Here is a 25905-nt window from a genome sequence, read left to right on the forward strand (position 1 = left end):
GCCGGCGGCATCCTTTTGTCTTCTTCTATTATCTGAATTGGCTGTACTTATGTCCCGGAGCTGCCCCGCCCCTGTAGGATGCCAGCTCACTTACTGTCACAAGCTGGTATCCCCTGGCAGTAAGCTCAGGTATGAGAACAACTGCGGCGTCTGCCGTGGTGGCATAAATATCGTGCATCAGTATCACATCCCCATCCTTCACCTGGCTTAACACCGTATCAATGGTTCTCTGCGCATTCCTGTGCTGCCAGTCCCTGGTGTCAATAGACCACATAATGGCCGGCATTCCCATGCTTCCCAGTACAGACAGGGAGTGGGCATCAATATAACCGCCCGGAGGACGCATCAGAACCGGTGAAACGCCGCATACTGCCTGGATCTTCTGGTTGGTAGAGCCCACCTGGCTTACGATCCCGTCCGCGCTCAGCTTGGAAATATACTTGTGGTCATGGGTATGGTTGGCCACCTCACAGCCCTGTTCCACCATGCGCTTGATCACACCGGCATTGGCATTCACATTGGAGCCAAGCATAAAGAAGGTGGCTCTTGCGCCATTGGCCTCCAGGCTGTCCAGGATCCTGCTGGTAACTGCTGTTCTTGGGCCGTCATCAAAGGTTAGGGCAATCATTGGCTTTGAAGGATCTATGGACGACTGGGGAACCACAATATCCGCAGGAAGGCCTGCTCCCTTTGAGGTGATGGATGCGCGGATACCGTCCACACGCAGTCCTGCGCCTTCCACACCTGCCGCAGCCCCGTTCGCAGCCCAGTCTGTCCAGGAACCATTCTGGTACACCATATAATACAGATCATAATCAGCCGCCAAACTGCCTGTCAGTTCCATGCGGATGGACTCCAAAGGCATTACGCCACCGGAACCGCCGGACTCTGCGCCATCCTCGGACCAGTTCAGCCATCCGGAACCGCTCAGGTTCACCTGATACCGGATTCCGACCTGGGCACCTGCAGGTATATTGATCAGGTTCGCCTTCATGGCGGAAACCCATGTTCCTCCCGGAGCCACGCACTGGTGGTTGTCAGCAGTAACCGTACTCCAGCCCTGCTGGACCATAAAGGCGCTGTAGTTGACCTGCAGCGGATCCTGGCCGGTTCCCGCCTGTCCTTCCGGCTGGGCGGTCTGCTCCTGGACGGTCTGCTCCTGGACGGTCTGCTCTTGGACGGTCTGTTCCTGGCCTTCCGGCTGGCCGGTCTGTTCCTGGCTGACTACCCCGGGGCCTGACTGTTCAGACTGGGCGGATGAGCCCATGCCCATAGTACCGGCCGCAGCGGTAAAACCCTGCATGCTAAAAACAATTCCAGCCGCCAGGGCAGCGGCCAGAATTTTATGTTTTATTCCAACTTTTCTCATTCACAATCTCCTTAGCTGTTATAATTATGGGGAAATTCTTCCCCGGACAGGCACATGTCCGGGCCAAATACATTTCTGCAAAGCATGATATACTCCTGATAATACACATGCTCCTCCAGTTCTTTTAATGCGCGGGCAATTCCCCAGTAGTACCACGCATGTTTCTTTTTATCCTTCTCATTAAATCTCTGCCATATGGCATCCCCCACCACCAGATAATCCCTGGCCGTGCTTCGCATATTGCTGAGCTTGTCCCCCAATGCCAAGATCTTAATATCCCTGGACGCAGTGCTCAGGTGCCGGACCGTATACCCCTTGCGCTCCTGCCAGGTTTTTCTCTTATCTTCGCTTTCATCCATCACCAGGCAGGCTACTCTGGCTCCAAAGGCTTCCTCCAGTTCTCCTTTGGTAACCCCTGCATCCTCCATAACATCATGCAGCAACGCGGCTGCAATCATCTCCTCATCATCCGTAAATGCGGATACAATCACTGCTGTTTCCAATGGGTGGGTAATATAAGGAATGTCCGTTCCCTTCCTGAATACACCCCTGTGTGCCTTTTCGGCAAATGCAGCTGCTTCTCCTATCATGGGTTCTGCTCCTTTTGTGACGGCATAATTTATTTTGCTGTACATGTCCCACACCCGCAGGACATGTACCTATCATACCATAATTAAACCGTATTTTGAAGAGTGTTGTGTAATCTTTGGCATTTTCCAACTTCACCTTGTAAGAAAAGACATTTTCTGCTATGCTATAAAAGTATTTTTCAGGTGCCTATACAACAAGGAGGATTTTTATGACTCGTCATTCATCATATTCAGCGCCCCGAAGCGAGCGCCCATCCGGCTCCTACGGTGGACAGCGGGGCCGCGGCAGCAAGCGCAACACTTATAATAAACGTTCCTGGAAGGACAACAAGACCCTTTTTACCCTGGTCTGCTTCATACTTCCTTTTATCGCCATAAACCTGATCATCCTGTTTCTTGCAGTCTCAACGCCCAAGATCGACTACACCATATCGGATACCCAGGATTACAAGACAGTGGATCTAAGCATCAAGATCCGCTCCCTGCTTCCCTTGAAGGAGATGACCGTGACCCTTGAGACAAAACCTGTGGAGCTGGTTAAGGAAAAGGGCGTATATAAAACCACACTGGAGGATAACGGAACCCTGGAGATACAGGTGACCGGGTGGAACGGGATGACAAAACGCGCTTATGAGCACATTGCCACCCTGGATGACGCGCCGCCTTCCATTGACGAAGATGATTATGTGATGGAGGACGGGCAGTTGACCGTGATTGCCAGCGACAGCCAGTCTGGCGTCAACTATGACGCCGCCTACGCAGTGGATGAAAAGGAAGAAACCATCAAGCCCGTGAGCATTAATAAGGACACGGGCGAGATAACCTTTGCCATGGACACCTCCTCCCTGACTGTGTACATAGAGGATTTTGCCGGCAACACATTTAAAGCTTCTTTTACAAACCGCACCGAGGGCATTGACACAAGCAGCCGCGATTCCAAGTTCCCATCGGACGGCACCAACGGCACCAATGGCAACGGAAGCTCTTCCGATTCCAATACGAACAGCTCCAGCACCAAGGAGACCACCAAAGCCAAAGAAACTACCAAAGCGACAAAGGCAACTGAAAAAGCAAAAGAGACCACCAAAGCAACAAAGGCAACTGAGAAAGCCAAGGAGACCACCAAGGCGACAAAAGCAACTGAGAAAGCCACACAGGCAACCAAGGCCACAAGCGCTGCCAATGCCACAAAAGCGACTGAGGCGTCAAAGCCTGCCGAGTCCACTACCGCTCCTGCCACATCTCCCACCACCGCTCCTACCACCCCGGTGGTACCGGGTCCCGGTGAGAGCAGTTCCCCGACACAGGCTCCCACACAGGCTTCCCAGGCAGTGCCCGGTGGTGACTCCAATGATGTCACCATTGTGCCCATTACCTGATATAAAAACCTTATAAATGCAAGAAGGCCATGGACTTCTCCCGAAGGGAGCCATGGCCTTTTTATATTATATTGTGATATTACATATGATCTCCGTTCCATTTCCTTTATCTATGTTCTCCGCCCTACTATTCCCCGTCATCCCCGGCTTCCATGATGGCATCGATAATATCCACGTACTCAGAGCAGTATTTTTCATACATGGGGGCTGCTGCCTCCTGGAACCTGGCCTTTTCCTCAGGTGAAAGTTCGGTCACGATACAGCCTGCTTTTCGTACAATGCTCTCCGAAACCTTTTCCCGCGCTGCCCACAGCTGGCGCTCATATTGAGCTGATTCCTGGGCGCACTCCCTGATGATATCCTGATATTCCGGTGAAAGCTTATCCCATGTGGGCTGAGCCGCCAGCTGGAGTTCAGGCACTCTGGTATGTTCATCCAGGGTAAAATACCTGGCCACCTCATAATGCCTGGTGGATTCATAGGAAGGCCAGTTGTTCTCAGCCCCATCGATTTTACCGGTCTGAAGTCCGGAGTACACATCCCCGAATGCAGTAGGTACCGGTGTCGCCCCAAGGGCTTCTATGGTATCCATCATCAACTCCGATTCCTGGACACGGATATTAAGCCCTCTCATATCCTCCAGTGTTTCAATGGGACGGCCGGTATTATAGAAACTTCTGGCACCGGCATCATACCAGGACAGCGCCACCAGATTGGAACCGTCAAAGGAATTCATAAAATCATCGCCGATAGGTCCCTCCAATACCCTCCACATGTGTTCCCTCCCCGTGTACAGATACGGCATCTGGAGAACATTGAGCTTGGGCACAAACTCTGCCAATGGCGAAAGGGAGACACGCGCGAAATCAACGCCGCCAAACTGCAGCTGCTCGATTACTGTCTTTTCATCTCCCAGCACAGCCTCTGCATTGACCTGGATCTCGATCCTTCCCCCGGTCCTTTCCCTGACCAGTTCCGCGAACTTATACGCCCCCTGAGTGGTAGGATAGTCCTCTGCCTGATTCTCAGCATAAGTCAGGACAAACTCCGGCGCCTGGGACTGGGCCTTGCCCTTCCCGCTGCTGCAGGCAGTCACCGCAGCTGCCAATACACACAGCACACCAAACAACACGTTACCTTTCAAACACTCACCCTCCTTGCCTTACCCTGCCTGACATCTATTATAGATAATGCCCTTATTATAAATATAACCTTTTGTACAAATATCACTCAGTCCGTTTCCTATCATATCATATTTGTCCATATAATTATACCTGTCAATTGATGGAGCGTGAAGATACAGATACTGTTCGTGTATAAAAATATTTCCAGCCAAATTCAAATGGCTGGAGATATTTCATAGTCTTATTGATACTCTCGCTATGTACCCTTACTTAGCCAAACCGCCCAGAACATTAGGCAGCCACATGCTGACAGCCGGTACAAAGGTGATCAAAAGCAGAGTGATGATCATGCACAGGTAAAATGGAAGAGTAGCCTTAACCACACGCTCCATGGGCACCTTGGCCACAGCGGAACCGATAAAAAGTACTGCTCCTACAGGAGGTGTCAGAAGGCCGATACCGCAGTTAAGCACCACCATAATACCGAACTGGATAGGATCCAGGCCAATGGAGGTTGCGATAGGAAGCAGGATAGGCGTTGCGATCAGAATAATGGGCGCCATATCCATGATGCATCCCAGGACCAACAGGATCAGGTTCAGCAGCAGGGCCAGAATGATCGGGTTGTTGGTAACTCCTGTGATCGCACTGGCAGCCAGAACCGGCACATGCAGCTGTGTCAGACAAAATCCGAAGATACTGGAGGTTGCGATCAGGATCATAACGATGGACAAGGTATCCACGCAGTCCCCAAGGACTCTCCATACACCCTTCCAGTCAAGTCCCCTGTAAACAAATACGCTGACGATCAGGCTGTAGATAACAGCGACCGCGGCAGACTCCGTTGCTGTAAACACACCGCCCACAACGCCGAACACAACGATCAGCACAGCGGCCAGAGCCCAGAAGGACACGCTCAGCTGTTTGATAAGATTGATAATGCTGAACTTCTCCCCCTTGGGATAATTGCGCTTAACAGAGATGATATAGGAGCCGATCATCAGTGAAACAGCCAGAAGTGCTCCCGGAATATATCCTGCAAGGAAAAGGCTTCCCACGGAAATGCCTCCAGCCGTGGTTGCGTAGATAACCATGTTGTGGCTTGGGGGAACCAGAAGACCCTCGCATGAGGATGTGATCGTAACAGCGGTTGAAAAGTCATCATCATATCCCTGATCTACCATCATAGGAATAAGGATGGAACCCAGGGAAGCCGTATCCGCCGCTGCAGACCCGGAAATACCTCCGAAGAAATAGGAGGCAACAATATTGACCATTGCCATGCCGCCGCGCATCCAGCCAACACATGCATTAGCCAAAGCGATCAGCTTTTCGGAAATTCCTCCGGATCCCATAAGGCAGCCCATGGTAATAAAGAAGGGAACTGCCATAAGGCTGAAGGAGCTGATGCCTTTTACCATCTGCTGGCAGATAGTTGTCAGGTTATGCCCCTGATACAGAAGGCAGAACACAGAAGACAGCGCAACCGCGTAGGCGATGGGGAAACGCAGAAATACCATCAGGAAGAAACTTCCTAGCAAAATCAGAATTGCCATACTGTTTGCATCCATTACTCCATTCCCTCCTTTACAAAAAATCCCTTTACATGATTATATAAAGCCTCTATCTCAAAAACCAGCATTGCCACACCGGCTAAAGGTACCGGGAAATACATCCAGAAGCGTGAGAGCTTGGGCATACTTACGTAAGTACCCTTGGAACCGATTCCCGTAGCATACTTCCAGCCCACGGTGATCATGATGAGCGCAAGTGCAAGCACTGCCAGATCGGCAATGATATCCAGGCTTTTCACAACCTTTTCAGGCAGATACTGGTCAAATGCTGTCATGCGGATGTGTGCCCCTCTTCTGATCGCAAGGGCGGCAGAAAGCACCGCCATATAGGACATACAGGTAAGGACCACTTCCTCGCTCCATGCCGGGTCAGGAATAAACGGTATGTATCTTCCTGCAACCGCCATACTTGTGATAAGGATATCCACTACCAGAAGCACCTTGCAGAGAAACATCACGGCTTGGTATGTCATGTCATATGCAGGTTTGATTCTGTCAATCTTTTGAAATATTGATGGCATATTGATTCCCCTTTCAATAACACAGGCACAGAGTGGTCTCACTTTCCCTGTGCCTGTCATGGTTGCCGTTTAATTATTTGTTCATGTCAAGAAGCTGCTGATACAGCTCAGCCTGATCCTTTGTGGAAGACTCGATAATATCCTTACAAGCATCCTGCCATGGTTTGATATCAGGAACTTCAACTACATTGATTCCATCAGCCTTTAACTCATCAAGCACTTTATTCTCAGCTTCCTCAGAAATGGTTCTGTTAAACTCAGATGCAACCTTACCTGCTTCCATCAGGATATTCTGCTGCGCCTCTGTCAGCTTATCCCATGCCTCATCCGTGATGATCACCTGGATGGCGCCAAGTGTATGTCCGTCAAGGATCAGGTTTGGAGCAACCTCCTGGAATGCATTGGACTTATAGTTAGCAATTGGCTGCTCAGCACCGTCAACAACACCGGTCTGAAGCGCGGAGTACAGTTCGTTAAAGGATACAACCGTTGGGCTTGCACCAAGTCCGTTAACCATACCGTTCATGATCGGGTCGTTGGACACACGTAACTTCATTCCCTTCAGATCCTCTAAGCCATTTACTTCCTTAACTGTGAAGAAGTGACGGAAACCTTCCTCGCCGTAGAACAGACCTCTTACGCCCAGTCCATTGTCGTGGGGTTCCATGAGGAATTCAGGAGCCAGATCACTGTCTGCAAAATTCCAGAAATGGTCACGGTTAGCAAATGTATAAGGTATGGACAGAAGTACGGATTTCTCAGCACCATAGCTTGTAAGGGCAAATGCGGAGATACGTGAAATATCAATGGTTCCGCCGCCGCCCAGCATGGTATCCAGAACATCATTCTCAGAACCAAGAACACCGCTGGCCTGCAGATCGATCTTAATCTTACCGCCGGACAATTCCTCAACGGTCTCTTTAAATTTGCTGTCTGTCTGGCCTACAATGGTATCCAGGGGGTTAACCTCTGCCATTACCAGGGTGATCTCAGGCATATCGCTTGTATCAGCTGCTGCCTCAGTTGTTGCATCTGCATCTTTGTTCTCAGCCGCGGTTGTGGCTGCCTCAGTTGCAGCAGCTGCAGTTGTGGTTGGTGCATCCGGGGTCTTCAGACCGCAGCCTGCCAGGGAACCAGCTACCATTACTGCACACATTGTTGCGCTAATCCATCTTTTTTTCATGTAACATTTCCTCCTCTTAATACATTCTTTATGCTTTTTCAGAAAAGTTTTACGTTTTCTTAACGCTAATTAAATTATAAGAGGAAAATCTTATTCTGAACATAGTAAATTTTTGTGAATCATAGTACGATTTTAACCAATCTTAACATTTTATTTATGTATATGTTGTACAAAACTTTACCATATTACCTTTATATCTTTTGGAAAATGCACAATCTATATTCCGTAGGGCTCTGTCCTGTTATGCGTTTGAACACTTTTGCAAAATAATTGGAATCCCCATATCCCACTGCTTTCCCAATATCTTTTACATTAACAGTGGGCTGGGCCAACAGCCCTTTCGCCTTCTCCACCCTGTATTCCGTCAGATAGGCTGTAAAATTTTTATGAAAGCACTGTTTAAACAGCTTGCAGAAGTACGCCTCAGAATAATTCATATGCCTGGCCAAATCCTGCATGGAGATATCCAACCTATAGTTTTCCTCAATATAAAGGCTGATGATCTCCGTCACCTTAGATAGGCGGATCTGCCCCCCATCCTCGGCTTCCTCTCCGGCCGGCATAGGGGGCTCAGTCAGTTCTTCCTTGAGTATCCTGTTAGCCTGGTACTCGGATGCAAGGCGGATCGCTTCCTCCACCACAAGCATGAGCTCCTGTTCATCATAGGGCTTTAGCAAATAGTCCAGCGCCCGGACCGTGATGGCCTTTTTTGCATAATTAAACTCATCATAGGCAGTGAGGAATATGATACAGCACTCCTTGTCCGTTTCACGGATCTGCTGGGCAGTCTCGATTCCATTGACCCCCGGCATCTCAATATCCAGGATTGCTATCTGGATTTTTTCTTCCTCATATATCTTAAGTGCCTCCCGGCCGTTCTCAGCCTGGAAAATAATGCACCGGTCCCCAACATTTTTCTGAAGGGTCTTATGTAGCACTTTCCGCTCTATCATCTCATCATCAGCTATCAATAAACGCAGCATATGTTCCCCCATTTCCTGTTATCCTGTTTGCCGTTATCCTATTTCCCACCACTTATTTCCCATACCCATTTCCCATTATTATGCTTTCTGCTATTCCGCTGTCTGCGGACCACTCTCCATATATTCTGTCTTCAGCCCGCTGTCCGTGTGTTCTGTCTGTGGTATCACCACCTGCACCACAGTCCCCTTTCCTTCCTTGCTGTATATCCTGAAATCCCCGCCGTGGTACATTGCCTGGATCCTGTGGTATATATTTCCAAGCCCAATTCCGATCCTGGCCGTTCCACGCTCTGTTAAAGCGGACCTCAGTTCCTCCAGCCTCTGCTCATTGATCCCCACCCCGGTGTCGGCCACGGATATAATGACATTTTCATCCTTTCTCCATACCTTCAGACAGATCCTTCCCCCCTGCTCCTTTTTGGACAGTCCGTGGATAATTGCATTTTCCACAATGGGCTGAAGGGTAAACGCCGGTATCATGGTCTCCTCTTCATCCACATCCAGCCTGCTTTCATACACGATCCTGGTTCCAAAGCGCATCTGCTGAATGTACATATAATCCTGAACCACCTTCAGTTCCTGTCCCAAAGGCACGATCTGCTCAGAGGTCTTAAGGTTGTACCGGAACAGGTTGCTCATACTGGATATCATGCGCTCCGTGGTATCCGCTTCCTCCAGCTTAGCCATGCACGCGATCATGTTCAGGGTATTAAACAGGAAATGCGGATTAATCTGACTCTTTAGCAGCTCCAGGCGGGCGGCATCCAGGCGTTTTTCCATCTCGATACGGTCCATCTCCTCTTTATGAAGACGCTCCGCCATCTGATTTTTCTCCATCAGGGTGTTAATATACCTTTCTGTTGCATGTTTCATCTTGTTAAAAGCCCTGACCAGTTCCCCCATCTCATCCTTATTCTCAACCGTCACATCCTTGCCGCTAAAGTCATTTCTGGCAATTTTACGGGAACAGTGGGCCAGTCTGACCATAGGGTTGATCAGGGTATTGGCCAATAGCTTGGTCAGGCAGATTACAGTGATGATCATAAGGATCGAATATGCCATGATCATATATGGAATGTAATAGAGCACAGGAGCCTTTTGCTGGTAGCTGCTTTTACCCTCCTTTAGGGTAGCCTGCATCAGCCTTCTGGCATAGGTCTGAAGATAACCCTGCATATCATATACCTGATATAACAGGTTCACATAATTTGCATCCTCGGGATTCATGGACGCCACATGATCCCTGAATTCACAGTATCCCTCATAGCCATTCTTTAAGTTCCAGGTACGTGCATACCGTTCTGAGCTGATGGAAGTGTGATCAAAGGGCAGATTCCTGATGCTCTCCTCTGTCCTGAAACAGGCCAGCCTGTATTCCCTGGCCTTTTCCCAGGAACGGTCCCTCACATATTCCTGGAAAACAGCCGCTTCATGCTCCAGCGCTTCCTGTACTTCATAGCAAAGGGAGTTGTCGTTTAATATGACATTAAAACTATTCAGGGAAAAATTCATGACAAGTATGTTAAAGGATATGGACAGCCCCATAACAAGTATGACAATAATAGAAAATGCTCCCAACTTTTTCTTCAGGGAGATTGTTAACCATAAATTTCTTACATACCCAAACATTTCCGCCCCCCATAGTATACTGCTTTCTGTCACAGTATACCATAAATCATAAGAGAGCGCAAAGCCTGCGGCCCGCGCTCCCAATGGTATTACCTGGTATTTATTCTGTTTTCTTATCCTCCAGCTTATGAGGTTCCTTCCTGGAGGTTTCCAATTTATGCGGTTCTGCCTTAGCTGTGGATATCTGCTTTGGCTCCGTCTTTTTGGTGGATATCTGCTTGGCCTCGGTCTTTTTAGTGGATATCTGCTTTGGCTCCGTCTTTTTAGTGGATATCTGCTTGGCCTCGGTCTTTTTAGTGGATATTTGCTTTGGCTCCGCTTTTTTAGTGGATATCTGCTTTGGCTCCGTCTTTTTAGTGGATATCTGCTTGGTCTCCGTCTTTTTAGTGGATATCTGCTTTGGCTCCGCTTTTTTAGTGGATATCTGCTTGGCCTCGGTCTTTTTAGTGGATATCTGCTTTGGCTCCGTCTTGGAGGTGGTCAGTCTTTTCACTTCCTCCTTCTTCTCAGGAAGGTCCCCCGGCTTCTCTTTTACCGGAACAGTTTCCTTGGAAGCCGGTTTCGCATTTTCCGGGACAACCGTTTGGACAGCCTGCTCCCCCTTTACTGCCTCCACCTTTTTTCCAGATGTTTTCCCGGTACTTGTCTTACCAGCGCTTGTTTTCCCGGCACTTGCTTTCCCGGCACTCATTTTCCCGGTATCCGTCTTCCCAGTGTCCGCTTTCTTTGCCTTTGGTTCCGGTGTACAGGTATAGATGCTGACGCTCATGGGAGCAATGTGGATTTCGATGGAATTTTCCTTCTCGTCCCACTCCACCTTCTTGGAAGTCTTGACACGGCCGTTGACCTTGCCTGTGCCGCCGAACTCCTTTGCATCACTGTTGAAGATTTCTTTATATTTGCCTTCAAAGGGTACGCCTACGCGGAATTTTTCATGGTCCACATTGTCAAAGTTGCACACCAGCAGCAGGGTTTCCCCTGAATCCTTGCTTCTGCGGGTAAACATGACCATGCTCTCTTCCTGATAGCTGCAGTTGATCCACTCAAAGCCATCCGGGTCATAATCAGTCTCATACAGGGCGGGATGCTCCAGATACAGCCGGTTCAAAGCCTTCACATAATCCCGCATGTTCTTGTGCACAGGAACCTCAAGCAGATCCCAATCCAGGGAAGCGCCCTCGTTCCACTCTCTCAGCTGGGCGTACTCCTGTCCCATAAACAGCAGCTTCTTGCCTGGATGTCCCATCATAAATGCATAGGCAACACGCAGGTTTTCCGCTTGTTTTTCCAGGGTATCTCCTGGCATTTTGCCAATCATGGAACCTTTTCCGTGCACCACCTCGTCATGGGAGAATACCAGGACAAAGTCCTCGCTGTACGCATACAGCATGGAAAATGTCAGCTCCCCATAATTGTTCTTCCTGAAAAACGGATCGCAGTGCATATAGTTGGTAAAATCGTTCATCCAGCCCATGTTCCATTTATAATCAAATCCAAGTCCGCCGTCCTTTGGATTGCCTGTTATCTTAGGCCATGCCGTGGACTCCTCGGCTATAATGACCGCGCCATTTCCCCTCTCTCTGTATACTGTATTCAAGTGTCTCAGGAATTCCATAGCCTCCAGGTTCTCATTGCCCCCATATAGATTGGGCACCCATTCCCCGTCATTCTTTCCATAGTCCAGATACAGCATGGAAGCCACTGCATCCATGCGGATTCCATCAACATGGTATTTTTCCGTCCAGAACAGTGCATTGGCTATGAGGAAATTGGACACGCCGGGGCGGCCATAATTGTAGATCAGGGTCCCCCAGTGTGGATGTGCACCTTTGCGCGGATCCATATGCTCATACACGCATGTGCCGTCAAATGCAGCCATTCCATAAGCATCACGCGGAAAATGGGCCGGTACCCAGTCTAATATGACTCCAATACCCTGTCCATGCATATAATCCATAAAATACATAAAGTCATCCGGTGTCCCATAGCGGCTGGTCGGACAATAGTATCCGGTCACCTGATATCCCCAGGACTCATCCAGGGGATGCTCCATCACCGGCATCAGCTCCACATGGGTGTAACCCATTTCCTTTACATATTCCGCCAGGCGAACTGCGATCTCCCTGTAATTATAGAACTCGGAGCCCACAACATTTTCCCCTGACTCATCCTTTGCAGTATCCTTCCTGATCCAGGAACCAAGATGGACCTCGTAAATATTCAGGGGCTTGTCCTTTGTATCTGTTTTAGCCCGCTTGTCCATCCACTCCCTGTCATTCCACTGATACTGGTTGATGTCCCATACAACAGATGCATTGTTGGGGCGCAGCTCACTGTAATTTCCATAGGGATCCGCTTTCAGCATGGGCAGGCCGGCCTTTGTCTTGATCTCATATTTGTAGATTGCTCCCGTCTCCAGACCGGGTATGAACAGCTCAAATACACTGCCCTCTCCTTCGCCCACTCGGCGCATCTGATGGCGCCTTCCATCCCAGAAGTTGAAATCGCCTACCACACTGACGCGCATGGCACAGGGCGCCCATACGGAAAAATACACGCCTGACACACCGTTAATGGTCATGGGATGCGCCCCCATCTTATCGTAGATGGAATAATGGTTGCCTGCTTCAAATTTCTTTAAGTCTTCCTGTGTATACTGGGCCCCAAATGCGTATGGATCCTGGAGTTCTTCCTTTGTACCATTGTCATACGTCACAAGCAGCGTATAGGGCACCAGGCTCTTTCTGGGCACCAGCACTGCAAAAAATCCGGCATCATCAGCCATTTCCATGGAATATTTCTTTCCGGTGGATGAAATCTTTACGGTTATCTCCGCCGCTGTTGGGATCAATGCCTGAATCAACAGCCCGGATTCCGTCAAATGGGGCCCCAGCATACCGTGGGGATTGGAGGATTCTGAATACACCAGTTCCTCTATTCCCGCCCAATCCATCAAATCGTATAAGTTCTGTTCCATAATATGTGCCCCCTTATCTGCTTAATCTGCCGTTTGGCCACGGCTTCAGGCAATACTACAGCGTGTTTGCCCTCTCAGTTATATTCTGCTTAAAATTCACCACATCATGCTCATATTCTTCATCCATAAGAGGAGAGGTGATCATAAAATCCGCGCTTGCTTTATTATTGGCAATGGGAATATCATAAACCTGGGCGATCCGCAGCAATGCCTTCACATCAGGATCGTGGGGCTGTGCTGTCAAAGGATCGGAAAAAAAGATTACAAAGTCAATTTTCCCCTCCACGATCTTTGCTCCTATCTGCTGGTCGCCGCCCAGAGGACCACTGTTGTATCCCTTTACAGGGAGATCGGTATTGTCCGTGATCATACGGGCCGTGGTACCTGTTCCGCACAGGAAATGCTTTGACAGGATATCCTTGTGCTCATTACACCAGCTGATCAGCTCCTTCTTTTTCTGGTCGTGGGCGATCAGGGCTATATTCTTTTGTTTGCGTATTGTCATTGGTAAATAATCCATAGTCATGTTCTCCTTTTTGTCGCGCTTCAGACATACTTTAATCCACTACCTGATTGGCAATGGTTCCGATGCCCTCAATGGTGCACTCCACCACATCCCCCGGTTTTAAGAACTTGGGCGGGTTAAAGCCCATGCCCACTCCGGCCGGCGTGCCTGTGGCAATGATGGTCCCGGGCTGCAGTGTCATGCCCTGTGACAGCTCACTGACAATGTGGTCAATATCAAATATTAAAAGTTCCGTGTTGCTGTCCTGGCGCAGTTCACCGTTTACCCTGGACTGTACCTGTACATGGGGGGGATAAGCCAGCTCGTCCACAGTGGAGATGCAGGGTCCCATGGGCAGAAATCCGTCCAGGCTCTTGCCGAAATACCACTGCTTGTGCTGTGTCTGAAGGGTTCTGGCGCTGACATCATTGATGATCGTGTAACCAAATATATGATCCCTTACCTCCTCGGCAGGTACATTGGCAGCTCTCTTTCCAATAATGACTGCCAGCTCCGCCTCATAATCCAGGTCATTCACAATATTCTTGTGGCTGGGGATCCCCTCGCCGGGAGCCGTTGCCTTATTCACCCTCTTTGAAAAATAGATGGCATAGGGTCTTTCCCCTCCAAATTCTTCTTTTTTATAGCGGGCTGATTCCTCCGCATGGGCCATGTAGTTAATGCCCAGGCAGATCACATCCTGTCTGGGGTAAGGGATCGGCGCCTGAAGCCGTACTTCATCTATGGGCGCGGCTCCCCTTATCTTATAGGGATCCTGTCCGGACGCATACTCCAGCAGCTGTTTCTCCGAATCACTGATATTTTCGATCAGGTCCTGCATGGTCTTATAATCCATATCCAGCGATGCCAGGGGATAGATCCATCTGCCGTCTCTGCTGATCACACCAAGTCCGGATTTGTGTTCAATTTCGTATGTTACAAGTCTCATTATGCCCTCCTGATTCTCCCATCATAATGCTGCGGCGCCTTTGGCGGACCGTTAAAGCCGTGCAAACCACCATGTACCATGTCCGCCCAGAAGACTGACAGCCCTGCTGGAGTTGTTTCGAGAGCGTGCCTGAAAATTTCTTTCTGACAGCTGTGCGTCACACATTGCGGGAATGGATTTTCAAACACGCTCTAGGATTACTCTACCACATTTTTACCAACTTTTCTACGATTTTGCTATTATTTCAGGAATCGGAACTTAATTAACTGATGGATTCCTTTAAGATTTTATGGATCTGGATCACCAAAGTTGGCAGGAACGCGGCCGCCACAATGGTGGAAAGCTGGCTCAGACTCAGATCCGCTGCCGCGAACATGATCTGCAGGCCCGGCACAAAAAGGACCGCTGCAAGCAGGACAACCCCCAGCTGGAACGCCATCACACTGTACAGGTTGCTTCCCAGCCCCAGCCGGATAATGGAATGGGCACTCCTGCAGTTAAATCCATGGAACAGACGGGCCAGTGTAAGGGTGGAAAAAGCCATGGTGCAGGCTCTTCCCGGCCCCCCCTCATGGAGTCCTGTGGTGTACGCCCACATGGTGGCCGCTGCTATAAGGCCGCCCTGGACCAGGATATCCCGGATAAAGGACATGGTAAGTATGCCTTCCTTGGGATTCCTGGGAGGTTCCTTTAACAGCCCTTCCTCCGGCGGCTCCATGCCGATGGCGATTGCCGGAAGGGAATCCGTGATCAGGTTGATGAACAGCAAATGCACCGGCGCAAACGGCAGCGGCAGGGCCAAAAGCGAGGTGTAGAGCACACACAGGATACCTGCCATATTGCCGGACAGCAGAAACTGGATGGCATTTTTTATATTGCGGTATACATTTCTTCCATTGGCTACCGCCTTGATGATGGTCGCAAAGTTATCGTCCGCCAGGATCATGGAAGCCGCGTCCTTGGATACCTCTGTTCCCGTAATCCCCATGGCCACGCCGATATCCGCCTTTTTTAAGGCCGGGGCATCATTTACCCCATCACCGGTCATGGCCACGATATGTCCGCGCCCCTGCCAGGCATTTACAATACGTATCTTATGTTCAGGGGATACCCTGGCATACACGGAAATATGTTCCAGCCTGCGGTTTAGATCCTCATCCCCCATCTGATCCAGTTCCGCCCCCGTGGCCGCCATGTCACCGGGGTTCAGGATGCCGATCCGTTCCGCTATGGCCATGGCTGTCACCTTGTGGTCCCCTGTGATCATCACCGGGCGGATCCCTGCCTGGCGGGCGCTGGCCACTGCCGACCTGGATTCCGGTCTGGGAGGATCCATCATGGCCACAAGGCCAAGAAAGATAAGCTCCTCCTCTTCCCCATTCTTTTTGGCCGACTGGTAGGGACGGCAGGCCAGGGCCAGGACCCGCAGGCCCTTAGAGGACCAGGACCCGTTCTGGTTCATAATCTTCTGACGGTCCGAGGAGGACAGGATACGGGAAGGAACCGGGTTTGGCGCTTCCATTGGTCCGCCCGGGGTGCCGCCTCCCGGGTTACTTGATCCCGTTCCCGCGCCCCCCTCTCCGCCCGGGAAAGATGACGCCGGATTGGCCAGCCTGGTACACTTTTTTAAAAGCACATCCACCGCCCCTTTTACAAAGATCAGATCCGTACCCTCAACTTCATTGACCGTGGTCATAAGCTTTCTGGCTGAGTCAAACGGGATTTCCCTTCTTCTGGGACTCATCATCCGTATCTGCTCCGGTATCATACCCGCTTCCCTGGCCATATGCAGCAGCGCTATCTCCATGGGATCCCCCTCGTCCTGGCTGCTGCCAGTGGATGCATTGTTGTTAAGCATGGCTCCGTACAGGAGCATTTTCACATCGGTCCTGGCCTTGTTCTTTTCAAGCCATCTGACCTCCTGCTCCGTATGGTTTACATAAACCTTCTCCACATCCATCCTGTTCTGGGTCAGGGTTCCTGTTTTATCGGAGCAGATAACAGAGACGCATCCCAGGCTTTCCACCGCCTTCAGATCCTTGATGATGGCCTGCTCCTTTGCCATCTTCTGGGTCCCCATTGCCTGGACAATGGTCACAATGGAGCTTAATGCCTCGGGAATCGCTGCCACTGCCAGAGCCACTGCAAACATAAGGGCATCCAGCACCGGCTCCCTGCGGTACAGGCTGAGAAGGAATACCAGGCCGCAGATGGCTATGATAGCAATGGCAAGGCGGCCGGAAAACCGGTCCAGGCTCACCTGGAGAGGCGTCTTCTGCTCTTTGGTGTCATTCATCAGAGAGGCGATCTTTCCGATCTCCGTGCCCATTCCCGTGGCGGTAACCACGGCCATGGCCCTTCCGGAAGTCACCAAGGAGCCGGAAAAGACCATATTGGTCCTGTCCGCAAGAGCCACTGCGCCGCCCTGGCTCTTAATTCCCCTGGTATGCTTTTCCACACTCAGCGACTCCCCGGTCAGGGAACTCTCATTGACCGTAAATCCATGGACCTCCAGAAGGCGCCCGTCCGCCGCCACCAGATCACCGGTCTCCAGCATAAGGATGTCCCCGGGAACCACCATGGATGATGGGATGATGCATAATAAGCCCTCCCTTATGACCCTGGCTTCCGGTGAAGAAAGCTGCTTTAAGCTGTCCAAGGACTTCTCCGCCTTCTGGTGCTGGACCGTCCCCAGCACCGCATTGAGAAGAAGAACCGCAAATATGACCATGGCGCTTTCGGGATCACCGGTCAGCATGGAAACCGCTGCCGCTGCGATCAGGATAATGACCAGCAGGTCCTTAAACTGGGAGAGGAACACCTGCCACCACTGAAGCTTTCCGTTCTCCTGCAGTACATTTTCCCCATATGTCCCAAGCCTTTTTTCAGCCTCGTCCTCACCGATCCCCTGCCTTCCCGTGCCAAGGCCGTCTAACACATCTGTCTCTGACAGTTCAAACCAATCTGCCATCTGTCTCTCCCCTCTTCCTGGTACTGCATTACATAAGGATACAAAAATGCCCCCGGAAACCTGCAGGTTCCCGGGAGCACTCCATAAGAGTACCCACTCTAAATCTATGTAGGGGAAATTATCATTATGACTGGTACACAACTGTGCGGATCTCACGGGCGCAGGGCACTGTTAAAGGGAGAAAATGCCTTCCCCATCTCACCCAAGGATCATACCAAAGGCCACCTGGTAGCCCTGCTTCAGGGAATCGATCTCCACATACTCGCTCCTTGTGTGGGCGCCCTCCCCGCGATAGCATCCCACGCATACGCTGGGAATGCCCAGGGAAAGGGGAATGTTGCAGTCCGTGGAGCCGGAACCGCGCCTGGGCATACTGCCCGTGGCCTGGCGCACCACCTCCATGGCCCTGTCTGTCAATGCCTTCTCCTTATCCGGATCCACATCACCGCCGCAGGGCCTGACGCCGATCACCTCAACGGACACATCCAGTCCCTCCGCTCTTGCCTGTTCAATGATGGACGTAAACCTTCCTTCCATAAGCTCCAGGCTCTCCCTGGATTCGGAGCGTACCTCGTACAGCACTTCCGCCTGCTGCGCAATGGTATTTACCGAAGTGCCGCCGGATATGAGCCCCACGTTATAGGTGGTCCTCGGACCCTCGGGAACTTGGATCTCATACAGCCTTACCACAATTCCCGCCAGCTTTGCAATGGCATTGTCCTGTCCAAAATCGCTGAAGGAATGTCCTCCCCGGGTGGACACCGTCACCTTAAAGCGCTTGGAGCCCACAGCCTGGTTTACGATCTTATCCAGGGAACTGTCAAAGGTACAAAAGGATTCCATCCTTGTTCCATAGGTTTCACAGATCTTTCTTACGCCCTTCAGATTCCCAAGGCCCTCCTCGCCTGCATTGCAAACCAGCACCAGTCCCGGTTTTCCCTGTCCGCGCAGCGCATCCCAATCAGGCTTTCCCACATGGGCCGCAATATACTTGGCAGCCATGAGAAGACATACCAGGCAGGCTGTATCATCACCCACGCCGGGGCAGCAGATCCGTCCGTTTTCCACCGTTAGGGGAAGCTCCCGGGTATCGGGAAACACCACGTCTGTGTGGGCCATATAGACCTCTACCGGTCCCTCTGCCTCCACGGGATATACCACATTGAGGGCCTCATCCACATACACGCCCCGGGCGCCCTGGGCAGCCAGCCAGTCCCTGCAAAATTCAGCCCGCTTCTCCTCATGGTTGGAGGGCGCCGGGATCCTGGCCAGGGTCAGCAGAAGTTCATATGCCTCCTGGCTGTGGGCTTCAATGTAACTGAGTATTTCCTGATTTAACATGGTGATCTGCTCCCTTCGTATTTCCTGACCTTTTCCTGCCCTTTCCAGCAGCTGTCCCCTGGCCTGCGCCTGTCTTTGTTCCTGGCTCTGCTTTGGGCTTTGCGCCTGGCTTTGCGCCTGACTTTGCTCCTGGCTTTGCGCCGGGCTCTGCGCCGGGCTTTGTTCCCGCCCCGGCATCCGGCATTTCCTTTGTTCCGTCCGGGCTGTCGCCGCCCTCCCGGCCAATGAGCACCACGATGCTTCTGGCCATGACCATCATGCGCTTCTGGCTGTCCGGCAATGCCTCGCTGCCCTCGGGGTAGATCCCCTGTTCCGAATCCGTATTCAGCGCCACATACCATTTAAGTTCCTTAGGAAGATTTGGCAGGGCAAATTCACATGGCTCCCAGTACATGTTGTACGCCACATAAAAATAATTGTCCTCTGCCCCATCCTTTTTCCCATACTTTCCGCAGTACAGGATTCCAAGCTGCCTGCAGTAATTATCAAACATGGGGCACCATGTCTTTAAGCCGTGATAAGACACGTCCGGCAGGCCCACGGAATTATAGTCCAGCAGAGCGGGTTCCTTCGGCATGTGGAAGATGGGATGCTCTTTTCTGAAAGCAATCAGGGACCTGGCAAACTGGTACAGGCCGCGGTTGGTATCCTGCAGCTTCCAGTTAACCCAGGAGATCTCATTGTCCTGACAGTAGGAATTGTTATTCCCCTTTTTAGTCCGTCCGAACTCATCCCCTGCCATAAGAAGGGGCGTGCCCTGGCTCAGGAACAAAAGAACCATGGCATTGCGCAGCTGCTTTCTCCGCATCTGCACGATCCGCTTTTTCCTGCTAGGGCCTTCCTCGCCGCAGTTCCAGGACAGGTTATAGTCTGTCCCGTCCCGGTTGTCCTCCCCATTGGCCTCATTGTGTTTCCTGTCGTAGGACACCATGTCCATCATGGTGAATCCATTGGTATTGGCCATGTAATTGATGACCCCCACCTTTTCCGGATTGTTGCGGGTGTGGTAGGCCAGATGGTTCATATGGCCCTCATCCCCTTTCAGGAATCCCCGCATGTCCATCATAAACCCGTCATTATACTGGGCCAAATGCTTTCCATCCCCCGGCTCCACCCCATCCCAGCCTGCTGCAAACAGCTTAAGCCTGCTCAGATACGGATCTTCTCCCAGCAGTTTTAAAGGAGCGGATCCCACCAGATGGACGCCGTCCACATGGTATTCCTGGACCCAGTAGCGAACCGCATCCAGCACATGGGACGGCGCCTCCCTGCCGTCAAAAAACAGTTCCATCACCAGCTCCAGCCCTGCTTTGTGCAGAGCCTTAACCATATCCTTAAATTCCTTTATGGGCTGCTTCACGGCGCCGCTGCAGTAGGAGCTTTTGGGTGCAAAGGAATAACCGCGGCCGTACCCCCAGTAATTCAGCCTGCCGTCCGGCTTTTCCGGCCCAAAGGGGCTGTCCCCACGCTCAGGCATGATGATCTCCTCAAATTCCACAGGAGGCATGATCTCCAGGGTGGTGACTCCCAGCTCCTTAAGATATGGGATCTTGTCCACAATACCTGCAAAGGTTCCCCTCTTTGCCTGCTCCACTCCTGAGGACGGATGTTTTGTAAATCCCCTTGGATGGATGCGGTAGATAATGCATTCCTCATAAGGGATCTGCGGAAGCCGGTCTTCCTCCCAGTCATAGGTCCCATCCGTTCCCTCCACCGGGGTGCGCACCGGTTTTCCCAGGCGCTCCATACTTCCCCAATGTTCCTTGCCGGTAAACCGCGTTCCATAGGGATCCGGGACCTCCAGACCATCCACCTCATAGACATATTCCAGTCCGTCAAAATCCCCCAGAACAGTAACGCTCCACACATCCCCCGTCCTCATGGAATCCTGAAACCCGATCCTTGCCAAAGGCGTGTCAGCACCTTTTTTGAACAGAAGAAGGGCACAGTGAGCGCCTTTGGATGCAAAGGAAAAATGCATGCCTCCGGCAACAGCAGTCACACCCATTGCGTATATTTTCCCATCCGACCTGTCTATCTGAAAGCTCTCCTTCATATCAGCTACCGCCTTTCCTTAACTGTCTGTGCACTTGTCCGCTGAGGGTATTATCCGCTAAAAATAATGATGCACGATAACAAAAGTATATATTCACTTTGTCCCTTTGTCAACAAAACAGCGGGTTTCATCTTATATCGTTCTTCTATACTGCATAGAATAAAGGTACCCTCAGCGGACAAGGGCGTATATCCCCCTTGTCCACTGAGGGTAACAGTTCAGAAAGGCGGGAAAATGGGTGCAAAGGCGGGCGTTAAGCTTGCTTATACGTCCGGTTCTCCACCCATTTTCACATCGGATGGCGGCTTTAGAATCACCACTCGGCCATGGTCCCGTCATAATTGCGCCATACAGGGTTCTTCCAGTTATGCCCGATCCTGGCTGCTTCCACTATCTTTTCTTTATTCAGCTGGATTCCAAGACCGGGGCCGCCCGGAATATCAATGAATCCGTCATGGAATCTGAATACATTCGGGTCCACAAGATAATCCAGCAGGTCCGCCCCTTCTTTATTATAGTGGATTCCCAGACTCTGCTCCTGAATAAACACATTGGGAGTGCAGGCGTCCAGCTGGACGCAGGCAGCCAGGGCAATTGGCCCCAGCGGACAGTGGGGCGCCACCGCAACGTCAAAGGCCTCCGCCATGGCGGCAATCTTCTTCACCTCACTGATTCCCCCCGCATGGGACAGATCCGGCTGAATAATGTCCACATAACCATCCATGAGCAGGTTCTTAAACTCCCACCTGCTGAACATCCGCTCACCGGTGGCAATGGGTGTGGATGTATGTCCGGCAATCTCCCGCAGGGCCTCATTGTTCTGGGAAAGCACTGGCTCCTCTATAAACATCAATTTAAAGGGTTCCAGCTCTTTGGCCAGAACTTTTGCCATGGTCTTATGTACACGTCCGTGGAAATCCACTCCAATGTCCATCTTATATCCCAGGGCTTCCCTGATGGAGGCCACCCGGTTCACCACCTCCTGGATCTTCTCATAGCTGTCCACATAGTGCATTTCCTCTGTGCCATTCATCTTTACTGCCGTGCATCCTGTCTCATAGAGTTTCAGGGCTCCCTGCCGCACATCCTCAGGCCTGTCTCCGCCGATCCAGCTGTACACCCTCAGCCTGTCCCTGCATCTTCCTCCCAGCAGTTCATAGATGGGGGCATTATAATATTTCCCCTTAATGTCCCATAATGCCTGGTCAATGCCGGCAATGGCGCTCATCACCTCCGGGCCGCCCCTATAAAACCCGCCCCTGTACATGACCTGCCAATGGTCCTCGATCCTTAAAGGATCTTTTCCTATCAGGTATCCGCTGAAATCCTCCACTGCTGTTTTGACAATGGAGGCCCTTCCCTCGATCACAGGTTCGCCCCAACCGGTTATCCCCTCGTCTGTCTCAATCTCCAGAAACAGCCACCTGGGCGGCACCTGATATAGATTCATGCTAGTGATTTTCACAGTAAATTCCCCCTTTACCTTATTGTGTACTCTCGGATCCCCCCGCTCTCATTTTTGCGTCCGGAATCCCGGGAGACTCCTATTTCTGCGCTTCGATCTTTTCCATCAGTTCATTGAGATACATCCACCTGTCCATCTTCTCCTCCAGCCGGGCTTCCGTGGAAGCCTTTTTCGCCATCAGTTCATTGAGACGGGTATAATTGCTGGCAGCTCCCAGTATCTCCTTTTCCAGTTCCTCCAACCCTGCCTCCAGACCGGCGATCTCCTCCTCTATGGTTTCCCAGTCCCGCTGCTCTTTAAAGGACATCTTCAGTTTCTTGGGGGCCGACTGGCTGTCTTTCCAGTTGTTCCGGTTCACTGCCTGGGACGCCTCAGTGTCCTCCTGGTCCTGTCCGGTCACATTCCCGTCCCCTGCGTCCCGGGCATTTGCCCCCCGCTGCAGACTGGCCTTCTGGTAATCCGTAAAACCGCCCTCATATTGGGTGACAATCCCCTGTCCCTCAAATGCAAAGATCCGGTTTACCACACGGTCCAGGAAATACCTGTCATGGGATACGGTGATCACAATGCCTGCAAATGTATCCAAATAGTCCTCCAGTATGGTCAGTGTCTGGATATCCAGGTCATTGGTCGGCTCATCCAGAAGGATCACATTGGGGGCTTCCATCAGGATGCGCAGCAGGTAAAGGCGGCGCCTCTCACCGCCGGACAGGCGGCTGATGGTCGTATACTGTATGCTGGAAGGAAATAAAAAACGCTCCAGCATCTGGCTGGCGCTGATGCTGCCGTCCTTTGTCTTTACATACTCTGCCACATTTTTAATATAGTCGATCACCTTCAGGCTTTCATCCATGGCCTCATTTTCCTGTGAGAAATACCCCATCTTCACGGTCTGTCCAATTTCCACCGTACCGGAATCAGGCTCTACCCATCCGGCTATGATCTTCATCAGAGTGGACTTCCCGCTTCCATTGGGTCCTACGATCCCCACACGGTCGCTTTTCAGGAAAATGTAGGTGAAATCCTTCATCAGCACCTTGTCCCCATACGCCTTGCTAAGATCCCTCACCTCAACTGTTGTCCGGCCCAGGCGGCTGGCAATGGACTCCAGCTCCACATTCCTGTCATACTCCGGCCCCTTTTTGTCCCGCAGGTCCTCATAGCGCTGTATATGGGCCTTCTGTTTGGCGGACCGCGCCCTGGCCCCTCTCTGGATCCACGCGATCTCCCTGCGCAGGATGGTCTGGCGCTTGCGCTCCGTGGCCTCCGCCATCTCCAGCCGGTCTGCCTTCAGCCCCAGAAAGGACTCGTATCCTCCCTGGTAGCTGTACAGTTTTCCTTTGTCCAGCTCCACGATCCGGTTTACCACGCTGTCCAGAAAGTATCTGTCATGGGTGATCATAAGAAGAGCGCCGCGGAAGTTCTTCAGATACTCCTCCAGCCAGTCTGCCATAGCGCTGTCCAGATGGTTGGTGGGCTCGTCCAGGATCAAAAGCTCCGCCCGGCTCATCAGCACGCCGGCAAGGGCCACACGCTTTCTCTGTCCCCCCGACAAGGTCTCCACCTTGGCGTCATGGTCCCGGATTCCCAGCTCATTGAGCATGCTCTTGGCCGTTGCCTGCATTTCTTCCCTGGAGCTGTAATGGGATTCCCCTGCATTGTCCCGCAGGATGCTCTCTATGACCGTGTCGCCTTCCGTGAATTCCGGTATCTGGGGCAGGTAGCGTATATACAGGTTCCTCCCTCTTACCACCGTTCCTTCGTCCGGCTCTTCCAGCCCTGCCACAATCTTGAGAAGGGTGGACTTTCCTGTGCCGTTGATCCCAATAAGGCCCACCTTTTCCCCTTCGTTGATGGAAAATGCCGTGTCGTCAAACAGCAGCCGTTCCGTATATGATTTTGATAAATGTTCTATTGTAACCAGATTCATATGAATTGTTCCTTTTCCTTAAGCTGTGCTTTAATTGACCACCAGTTCCACGGGACAATGGTCGGAACCCATGATATCCGTGTGGATGGAGGCGCTTACCAGCCTGTCCTTTAAGGATTCCGATACGCAGAAATAGTCAATGCGCCACCCTGCATTTTTAGTTCTTGCACTGAAACGGTAGGACCACCAGGAATAAATGCCCTCCATATCCGGGTAGAAATAGCGGAAGGTATCTATGAATCCGGCAGATAAAAGGTCTGTAAATTTTCCCCTCTCCTCATCGGTAAAGCCCGCGTTCTTCCGGTTGGTCTTAGGATTCTTAAGGTCGATCTCCTTGTGGGCCACGTTCAGGTCCCCGCAGAAAATAACCGGCTTGTTCTTCTCCAGCCCTTTGAGATAGGACAGGAAATCGTCCTCCCATTTCATCCTGTAGTCCAATCTTGCAAGGCCGTCCTGGGAGTTGGGGGTATAGCAGGTAACCACGTAGTATTCCGGGAACTCAGCCGTTATGACACGCCCCTCGGTATCGTGTTCCTCCATACCGATCCCATATGCCACGGAAATGGGCTCCTCCCTGGTAAATACGGCAGTGCCGGAATATCCCTTTTTCCGCGCATAATTCCAGTATTGGTGATATCCGGGAAGATCCAGTTCGATCTGTCCCTCCTGCAGCTTGCTCTCCTGGATGCAGAACACATCCGCATCCACAGCCTGGAAGAAATCCAGGAAACCCTTTCCCACGCAGGCTCTGAGCCCATTTACATTCCACGAAATCAATTTCGCCATTATATAACCTCCTTCTTGTCATGCAGTCATTCCATTTCCTTGTTCCGGGTCATCATCCTCTGTCCGCTTATTCCGGATATATAAGTCTGGACTCCGGAAATTCATCAATGTGGTACAGGACATCCAGATATTTATCTGCCACATATTTGGCCATGCCCAGGTTCATGTCCAGGTAGTTGCCGCAGTCCCTGGGGGACGCTCCGGGCACCTCGCCCTCAAAATCACGGATATATTCAAAGGTGTTTGTTATCATAGGAAGGATATCCCTTGATTCAAGATCACCTGCCATCAGCAGGTAGAACCCGGTCCTGCATCCCATGGGGCCAAAATACAGGACATTTTCCCCCTGTCCGCTGTGGATACGAAGATAGGTTGCCCCCAGGTGCTCGATGGTGTGAAGCTCAGCTGTCTGGATCACCGGCTCCTCATTGGGGGAGGTCATGCGAAGGTCAAAGGTGGTGATCGTGGCATCCCCCGCCTTATCCTTGCGGGATACGTAGATGCCGGGCTGCAGTTTATTGTGGTCAATGGTAAAGCTAGTTATTTTGTCCATGATAAATTCCTCCTAAATTA

19 protein-coding genes are annotated in these 25905 nt (G+C 51.3%); 1 reads left to right on the forward strand and 18 read right to left on the reverse strand.

Annotation, left to right across the window (positions count from 1 at the left end):
- Positions 1-28: 28 nt before the first annotated feature.
- Positions 29-1369, reverse strand: a complete 1341-nt coding sequence (locus ABID13_RS08690; RefSeq protein WP_048929104.1) for a polysaccharide deacetylase family protein — start codon at positions 1367-1369, stop codon at positions 29-31.
- A gap of 11 nt (positions 1370-1380) precedes the next feature.
- On the reverse strand, positions 1381-1959 hold the full coding sequence (locus ABID13_RS08695) for an HD domain-containing protein (RefSeq protein ID WP_007861986.1): 579 nt from the start codon (positions 1957-1959) through the stop codon (positions 1381-1383).
- Positions 1960-2168: 209 nt separating this feature from the next.
- Here ABID13_RS08695 and ABID13_RS08700 point away from each other — a divergent pair, with 209 nt between their 5' ends.
- Positions 2169-3338 (forward strand): hypothetical protein, encoded by a 1170-nt coding sequence (locus tag ABID13_RS08700; protein ID WP_045093048.1) that lies wholly within the window; start codon positions 2169-2171, stop codon positions 3336-3338.
- 127 nt (positions 3339-3465) lie between these two features.
- Here the strand turns inward: ABID13_RS08700 and ABID13_RS08705 are convergent, their stop codons facing one another.
- The 16 genes from ABID13_RS08705 to ABID13_RS08780 form a co-directional block, all read right to left on the reverse strand.
- Positions 3466-4482, reverse strand: coding sequence for a TRAP transporter substrate-binding protein (locus tag ABID13_RS08705; RefSeq protein ID WP_007861993.1), 1017 nt, complete (start codon positions 4480-4482; stop codon positions 3466-3468).
- Between the two features lie 246 nt (positions 4483-4728).
- Positions 4729-6033, reverse strand: a complete 1305-nt coding sequence (locus ABID13_RS08710) for a TRAP transporter large permease (protein WP_045093050.1) — start codon at positions 6031-6033, stop codon at positions 4729-4731.
- Positions 6033-6557 carry a TRAP transporter small permease gene (locus tag ABID13_RS08715; RefSeq protein WP_048929105.1) on the reverse strand — a complete coding sequence of 175 codons (525 nt, stop codon included), beginning with the start codon at positions 6555-6557 and terminating at the stop codon, positions 6033-6035. The genes ABID13_RS08710 and ABID13_RS08715 overlap by 1 nt, the downstream gene beginning before the upstream one ends.
- Before the next feature lie 73 nt (positions 6558-6630).
- Entirely contained in the window at positions 6631-7740 is a 1110-nt protein-coding gene (locus ABID13_RS08720) for a TRAP transporter substrate-binding protein (RefSeq protein WP_007861998.1), read from the reverse strand.
- Positions 7741-7931: 191 nt separating this feature from the next.
- On the reverse strand, positions 7932-8723 hold the full coding sequence (locus ABID13_RS08725; RefSeq protein ID WP_048929261.1) for a response regulator transcription factor: 792 nt from the start codon (positions 8721-8723) through the stop codon (positions 7932-7934).
- Between the two features lie 90 nt (positions 8724-8813).
- Positions 8814-10352, reverse strand: coding sequence for a sensor histidine kinase (locus ABID13_RS08730; protein WP_048929106.1), 1539 nt, complete (start codon positions 10350-10352; stop codon positions 8814-8816).
- 100 nt (positions 10353-10452) lie between these two features.
- Entirely contained in the window at positions 10453-13329 is a 2877-nt protein-coding gene (gene glgB / locus ABID13_RS08735; protein WP_048929107.1) for a 1,4-alpha-glucan branching protein GlgB, read from the reverse strand.
- Between the two features lie 55 nt (positions 13330-13384).
- Positions 13385-13849: a methylglyoxal synthase gene (locus tag ABID13_RS08740; protein WP_007862008.1), complete on the reverse strand. Its 465-nt coding sequence runs from the start codon at positions 13847-13849 to the stop codon at positions 13385-13387.
- Positions 13850-13886: 37 nt separating this feature from the next.
- A complete protein-coding gene (locus ABID13_RS08745; RefSeq protein ID WP_045091423.1) occupies positions 13887-14783 on the reverse strand; it encodes a fumarylacetoacetate hydrolase family protein in 897 nt (298 codons plus the stop codon).
- Positions 14784-15045: 262 nt separating this feature from the next.
- A complete protein-coding gene (locus ABID13_RS08750; protein ID WP_048929108.1) occupies positions 15046-17754 on the reverse strand; it encodes a cation-translocating P-type ATPase in 2709 nt (902 codons plus the stop codon).
- A gap of 198 nt (positions 17755-17952) precedes the next feature.
- Positions 17953-18915, reverse strand: coding sequence for a M20/M25/M40 family metallo-hydrolase (locus ABID13_RS08755; RefSeq protein ID WP_048929262.1), 963 nt, complete (start codon positions 18913-18915; stop codon positions 17953-17955).
- Between the two features lie 148 nt (positions 18916-19063).
- Positions 19064-21151 (reverse strand): alpha-amylase, encoded by a 2088-nt coding sequence (locus ABID13_RS08760; RefSeq protein WP_082173778.1) that lies wholly within the window; start codon positions 21149-21151, stop codon positions 19064-19066.
- A 313-nt stretch (positions 21152-21464) separates the two neighbouring features.
- Positions 21465-22616 carry a galactonate dehydratase gene (dgoD, locus tag ABID13_RS08765; RefSeq protein ID WP_007862018.1) on the reverse strand — a complete coding sequence of 384 codons (1152 nt, stop codon included), beginning with the start codon at positions 22614-22616 and terminating at the stop codon, positions 21465-21467.
- 79 nt (positions 22617-22695) lie between these two features.
- Complete coding sequence (locus ABID13_RS08770; protein ID WP_048929109.1) at positions 22696-24546, reverse strand: ABC-F family ATP-binding cassette domain-containing protein; 1851 nt, start codon at positions 24544-24546, stop codon at positions 22696-22698.
- A gap of 30 nt (positions 24547-24576) precedes the next feature.
- Entirely contained in the window at positions 24577-25332 is a 756-nt protein-coding gene (locus tag ABID13_RS08775; protein ID WP_048929110.1) for an exodeoxyribonuclease III, read from the reverse strand.
- A 67-nt stretch (positions 25333-25399) separates the two neighbouring features.
- A complete protein-coding gene (locus tag ABID13_RS08780) occupies positions 25400-25885 on the reverse strand; it encodes an S-ribosylhomocysteine lyase (RefSeq protein WP_007862026.1) in 486 nt (161 codons plus the stop codon).
- Positions 25886-25905 lie beyond the last annotated feature (20 nt).

Source organism: Enterocloster citroniae (genome assembly GCF_040545455.1).
Taxonomy (GTDB): domain Bacteria; phylum Bacillota; class Clostridia; order Lachnospirales; family Lachnospiraceae; genus Enterocloster; species Enterocloster citroniae.

Coding starts and splice junctions, on each gene's coding strand:
- ABID13_RS08690 (WP_048929104.1), bottom strand. CDS start 1,369: ATGAGAAAAGTTGGAATAAAACATAAAATTCTGGCCGCTGCCCTGGCG.
- ABID13_RS08695 (WP_007861986.1), bottom strand. CDS start 1,959: ATGATAGGAGAAGCAGCTGCATTTGCCGAAAAGGCACACAGGGGTGTA.
- ABID13_RS08700 (WP_045093048.1), top strand. CDS start 2,169: ATGACTCGTCATTCATCATATTCAGCGCCCCGAAGCGAGCGCCCATCC.
- ABID13_RS08710 (WP_045093050.1), bottom strand. CDS start 6,033: ATGGATGCAAACAGTATGGCAATTCTGATTTTGCTAGGAAGTTTCTTC.
- ABID13_RS08715 (WP_048929105.1), bottom strand. CDS start 6,557: ATGCCATCAATATTTCAAAAGATTGACAGAATCAAACCTGCATATGAC.
- ABID13_RS08720 (WP_007861998.1), bottom strand. CDS start 7,740: ATGAAAAAAAGATGGATTAGCGCAACAATGTGTGCAGTAATGGTAGCT.
- ABID13_RS08725 (WP_048929261.1), bottom strand. CDS start 8,723: ATGCTGCGTTTATTGATAGCTGATGATGAGATGATAGAGCGGAAAGTG.
- ABID13_RS08730 (WP_048929106.1), bottom strand. CDS start 10,352: ATGTTTGGGTATGTAAGAAATTTATGGTTAACAATCTCCCTGAAGAAA.
- glgB (WP_048929107.1), bottom strand. CDS start 13,329: ATGGAACAGAACTTATACGATTTGATGGATTGGGCGGGAATAGAGGAA.
- ABID13_RS08740 (WP_007862008.1), bottom strand. CDS start 13,849: ATGGATTATTTACCAATGACAATACGCAAACAAAAGAATATAGCCCTG.
- ABID13_RS08745 (WP_045091423.1), bottom strand. CDS start 14,783: ATGAGACTTGTAACATACGAAATTGAACACAAATCCGGACTTGGTGTG.
- ABID13_RS08750 (WP_048929108.1), bottom strand. CDS start 17,754: ATGGCAGATTGGTTTGAACTGTCAGAGACAGATGTGTTAGACGGCCTT.
- ABID13_RS08760 (WP_082173778.1), bottom strand. CDS start 21,151: ATGAAGGAGAGCTTTCAGATAGACAGGTCGGATGGGAAAATATACGCA.
- ABID13_RS08770 (WP_048929109.1), bottom strand. CDS start 24,546: ATGAATCTGGTTACAATAGAACATTTATCAAAATCATATACGGAACGG.
- ABID13_RS08775 (WP_048929110.1), bottom strand. CDS start 25,332: ATGGCGAAATTGATTTCGTGGAATGTAAATGGGCTCAGAGCCTGCGTG.
- ABID13_RS08780 (WP_007862026.1), bottom strand. CDS start 25,885: ATGGACAAAATAACTAGCTTTACCATTGACCACAATAAACTGCAGCCC.